The sequence below is a fragment of the Clostridium sp. AM34-11AC genome (assembly GCF_003435375.1).
Taxonomy (GTDB): domain Bacteria; phylum Bacillota; class Clostridia; order Lachnospirales; family Lachnospiraceae; genus Pilosibacter; species Pilosibacter fragilis.
Map to the genome: position 1 here is coordinate 1 of NZ_QWGL01000031.1, position 4,186 is coordinate 4,186.

6 protein-coding genes and 1 pseudogene are annotated in these 4,186 nt (G+C 43.0%); 5 read left to right on the forward strand and 2 right to left on the reverse strand.

Features of this window, described 5'->3' with window-relative positions:
- Positions 1-19: 19 nt before the first annotated feature.
- On the reverse strand, positions 20-586 hold the full coding sequence (locus DW826_RS14350; protein WP_117553084.1) for a hypothetical protein: 567 nt from the start codon (positions 584-586) through the stop codon (positions 20-22).
- 29 nt (positions 587-615) lie between these two features.
- Positions 616-1,161, reverse strand: a complete 546-nt coding sequence (locus tag DW826_RS14355) for a helix-turn-helix transcriptional regulator (protein ID WP_117553085.1) — start codon at positions 1,159-1,161, stop codon at positions 616-618.
- A 167-nt stretch (positions 1,162-1,328) separates the two neighbouring features.
- Here DW826_RS14355 and DW826_RS14360 point away from each other — a divergent pair, with 167 nt between their 5' ends.
- From DW826_RS14360 to DW826_RS14385, 5 genes and pseudogenes are all read left to right on the forward strand, one after another.
- Positions 1,329-1,523: a hypothetical protein gene (locus tag DW826_RS14360; protein WP_055193847.1), complete on the forward strand. Its 195-nt coding sequence runs from the start codon at positions 1,329-1,331 to the stop codon at positions 1,521-1,523.
- The gene (locus tag DW826_RS14365) at positions 1,520-1,768 is read left to right on the forward strand and encodes an Arm DNA-binding domain-containing protein (protein ID WP_117553086.1); all 249 of its coding nucleotides are present in this window, start codon (positions 1,520-1,522) and stop codon (positions 1,766-1,768) included. Before DW826_RS14360 ends, DW826_RS14365 begins: the two co-directional genes overlap by 4 nt.
- Positions 1,756-2,310, forward strand: a pseudogene (locus DW826_RS14370) (ATP-binding cassette domain-containing protein); the annotation flags it as partial. The gene DW826_RS14365 and the pseudogene DW826_RS14370, both read left to right, overlap by 13 nt.
- A gap of 156 nt (positions 2,311-2,466) precedes the next feature.
- The gene (locus DW826_RS18705; protein WP_242994110.1) at positions 2,467-2,697 is read left to right on the forward strand and encodes a hypothetical protein; all 231 of its coding nucleotides are present in this window, start codon (positions 2,467-2,469) and stop codon (positions 2,695-2,697) included.
- A gap of 45 nt (positions 2,698-2,742) precedes the next feature.
- On the forward strand, positions 2,743-4,122 hold the full coding sequence (locus DW826_RS14385; protein ID WP_107001186.1) for a ParB/RepB/Spo0J family partition protein: 1,380 nt from the start codon (positions 2,743-2,745) through the stop codon (positions 4,120-4,122).
- The last annotated feature ends 64 nt before the right edge of the window (positions 4,123-4,186 follow it).

Consider the following 4,186-nt stretch of genomic DNA (forward strand, 5'->3'; position numbering starts at 1 on the left):
GAAGTTTCTTTATATTATTTTATCTAGCACAACAGGTTAATATAACATCTGGCTTTGTTTCAACTAGAGTAAGTGTAATTTCAATAACAGTATCATAGATATCTACAGTAATATCAATATTTGATGCATACTGAGTTAAACCTTTAGAAATAATACAATAAGCAGTAGTCAAAAAAGCGTTCATTGCTGTATAGCAGCAGGAAACAAAATCACTTTTCAAAAGATATTCATGGTAATTACTTTGAATAAGCTCATGCAATACATATCTTTCAATATCTGAAATTGGATCTAAATCTTTATATTGTGCAATTTTTGTTGGAACCATGAAATTTAAAAAATCATGATATTCCTTATGAGATAAACTAGCACGTAAAAGTGTCTGAATATGAGTGATAATCATTTTATCATCTTTTGAATCACGTTTTAATAATGCAGCAATCTGTTCGAGTATACAGAGGACAAAGCTTCGTTCCCCATGCAAAGGATTAGATTTTCTAATAATTTCATCTGTGTAGTCAAAAAACATTTCATGAGTAATACTAGCTATTTCACCGGATGTAATTTGTATAAATTTTTTCTTATCCATGTTTTCCCCTGTCTAAATAAAGTATTAAGTTAATTTTTGATGTTTAAGCCCATCTTATCCATAACATCATCATGTGCCTTTTGAATTTTCAATCTATCCTGCCATGCCTCCGATTCCGGATAAATATCCATCCAAACATTAAAATTAGCTTCCGCTTTCAGCAGAGCTTCTCCACGTTTCTTGACATTTTTGATTTCATTACATTTCTCGACTTCATCCATATATTTCTCATAGCGTTCCAGCCATGATTGCATCAGCGATAATGTTCCAAAGCTGATGCCTACCATATCATTTCCGTCTTTATCCTGATATTCAAATAATGAACCGTCATACTGGCGGAATATCTGAAAAAGTCGGTGTATGGCTTTTATACCATCAAAATCTGAATTTGCAAGTACTTCGGGATTGACCGCAAGTGCCTCTGCAATTTTTTCAAGAGATGCTGGTTTGGGGTTTCTTCTGCCACTTTCGTAAGCACGAATATAGGCTTCGCTTGCACCAACTATTTCTCCTAATTGTCTTTGAGTTAGGTGACGTTCCTGACGGATGCGCCTTATATTTTCACCAACTGTCATAGTGATTTCCTCCTGCTTTAAAGCTATGGATGTTTCAACATCATATATAGCATACCACACAACACAACAAAATAAAAGAAAAAGATATCGACACGAAACAAATGTTACTATACTATAAAAGCGAAATAAAATGATACTATGCAGAAACAAAGAAAGGAAAGAACACTATGAACGAAAAAATTTACTACAGTGCAGAAGACATTGCAAAGATGCTCGGTGTGAGCATGGGAAAGTCCTACAAGATTTTGCGAGAAATGAATAAGGAGCTTGCCGGAAAAGGCTTCCTTACAATCGCAGGCAAAATTCCGGTGGAGTATTTTCGTGAGAAATGGTATGGCGGAGCCAAGGAGGTGAGTGCATGAGCTGCAGTGCAAAGCGAGATCCAAACGGAACATGGCATATTCAGTACCGTTGGACAGACTGGACGGGAACTAAGAAAAAATCCCAGAAGCGAGGATTTAAGACAAGGAAAGAAGCTGAGGAATGTTTTGTAACAACTCTTTGGATATGGTCAGTAGCTTTTCTTGTGTCGGGACTTTTATTTGTAATACAGATAAAAAAATTGCTTAGCAAAATGGAAAAAGGAGAAGTATTATGCACGAATTAAAGTTGATGGATATACAAAAAAAATACAAGGATAAAGAAGCAGTCAGAAAATTCAATTATACATTTACAAATGGTGTGTATGGACTGTTGGGAGAAAATGGTGCGGGAAAAACAACATTAATGAGATTGATTTGTGGTGTTTTGCAGCCAACGAGGGGAAGTATTTATTGTGATAATATTGAGATAGACAGTATGGGAACAGAGTATCGTAGGTTATTGGGCTATTTACCACAGGATTTTGGATATTATGGTGATTTTACTGCAGAATGCTTCCTGCGATATATGGCGGCATTGAAAGCGCTACCGGAAGACTATGCCGATAGTCGTATTGACGAACTTTTAGATATGGTAGAGTTAAAAAATGTGAAAAAGAAAAAGCTGAAGACTTTTTCAGGAGGTATGATACGAAGAATAGGAATTGCACAGGCACTTCTAAATAATCCTGAAATTTTGATTTTAGATGAACCTACAGCAGGGCTTGATCCAAAGGAGAGAGTACGCTTTCGTAATGTGATTAGTTCACTTGGAAAAAATAGGATGGTTTTTGAATATTACGGGTACTTTTACACCACTTGTCCGGATTGAGGAAACCATTGTTCCGGATTGATGGAAACCGCTCTTCCGGTCATTAGGGAACCACTCTTATAATGGATGTAAGCATCGAATTTGATGCTAATTCATTATGAGGGAGGTCTTCATATGACCAAATATCGTGAAATCCTAAGGCTGACAGCCTTGGGTCTGTCTCTTCGTGACATTGAGAAAAGCCTCAAGGTTTCAAGAAAGACAGTTGCAACGGTGTACAAAGGGAACATAATAAAAAACTTAATAATGGACTGCCAATCTTACACAAAGTACCGCCCAAACGAGACTACGGGCGGTATTTTTGTATCATGGCGGAGAAAGGAGGAACTTCCCACGGGGGCTTGACTGAAAAGTTGAGCCCCTTTTTTCATGCCAAAAAACAGGAGGTAAATGCTTATGGCAGATGATAAAACCACAAAAACGCCGGAACAGCCGGTAACGGATAGCGGGCCGGGCAAGGAAACACCGCCTAATCCCCCAAAAGAGTCGGAGAAGGTTTCCGTTTCCCCGGAGCCGGAAAAAAAGACGGAACCAGAGGTAAAGACCCCACAGGTTTCTGTCTATAACTTCGCTGAAATTATGAAGGAAAAGAAAGCCGAGGAACGAGCGGCAGCTCCCGGCGTGGAAAAGCCTGACCCGGCAAAAGCGGAGAAACCGGAAAAGCAGCCGGAGGCTCCGAAAAAAGCAGAGGAAAAACCCAAAGAGCCGGAACAGCCGAAGCGCCGGGGCCGTCCCCCGAAAGCAGATAAGGACAAGGACGCAGCCTCGAAATCCAAAGCTCCCGCACAGAAAACGGAAAAGGCGGTCAAAAAGGAACCGGAGAAAAAAACGGCTCCAACGGTACAGGCCGCTCCCGCTCCGAAGGAACCCGAAAAACCGAAGGATGCTCCACGCCGGGGCAAGGAGCAGATCGTCTATATCAAGCTGAACGAACTCCACGCCTTCAAGAACCATCCCTTTGAAGTCCGGGACGATGAAGAAATGCGGGCTATGGTGTCCAGCGTTAAGGACAAGGGCGTGACCCAGCCCGCTATCGTCCGTCCCCGTGAGGATGGCGGCTATGAGATCGTGTCCGGCCACCGCCGCCAGAAAGCCAGCGAGCTTGCCGGATATGCGGATATGCCCTGTATCGTCCGAAACCTGACAGACGATGAAGCCATCACGCAGATGGTCGAGGATAATCTCAACCAGCGTGAAGAAATCCTCCCCAGTGAGCGGGCCAAAGCCTTGAAAATGCAGCTTGAGGCTATCAAGCACCAGGGCTCCCGCACTTCGGGCCAGATTGACCCGAAGGACGCAGGAAAACGCTCCAACGAAATTGTGGCCGAGCGTAATAAGATGGCGGTCAAACAGGTGCAGCGGTATATCCGGCTCAATGAGCTGGTTCCCGACTTGATGAAGCTGATGGATGAAAAAAAACTGGGCTTTACTACGGCGGTGGAGCTTTCCTATATCGGCAAGAAGAACCAGAACTATATCGCCGTTGCCATTGACAGCCAGCAGTCCTCGCCTTCACAGGCGCAGGCAAAGCGTATGCGGGAACTGGACGAAAAGAAGCTGCTCAACGGGGATGTGATCGACGGCATTATGATGGAGGACAAAAAGGAGGTAGACAAAGTGATTTTGACAGGTGCGGAACTGAGCAAGTATTTCGGCAAGGAAACTACGCCGAGGGAAATGAAGGACCAGATCATCAAGCTGCTGGACGACTGGAAGGGTCAGCAGAAGGAACACGAAAAACCGGAGAAGAAAACCGAACAGGAAAAGTAAGCTAAAACTTCGGGTCAGCATGGCCCGAGGATTGCGGGGCTCTGCCCCGCGCCCCCCCGCCCCC

Excerpts from the sequence above, each read along its gene's own strand:
- DW826_RS14350 (WP_117553084.1), bottom strand. The coding sequence starts at position 586 with ATGGATAAGAAAAAATTTATACAAATTACATCCGGTGAAATAGCTAGT.
- DW826_RS14355 (WP_117553085.1), bottom strand. The coding sequence starts at position 1,161 with ATGACAGTTGGTGAAAATATAAGGCGCATCCGTCAGGAACGTCACCTA.
- DW826_RS14360 (WP_055193847.1), top strand. The coding sequence starts at position 1,329 with ATGAACGAAAAAATTTACTACAGTGCAGAAGACATTGCAAAGATGCTC.
- DW826_RS14365 (WP_117553086.1), top strand. The coding sequence starts at position 1,520 with ATGAGCTGCAGTGCAAAGCGAGATCCAAACGGAACATGGCATATTCAG.
- DW826_RS18705 (WP_242994110.1), top strand. The coding sequence starts at position 2,467 with ATGACCAAATATCGTGAAATCCTAAGGCTGACAGCCTTGGGTCTGTCT.
- DW826_RS14385 (WP_107001186.1), top strand. The coding sequence starts at position 2,743 with ATGCTTATGGCAGATGATAAAACCACAAAAACGCCGGAACAGCCGGTA.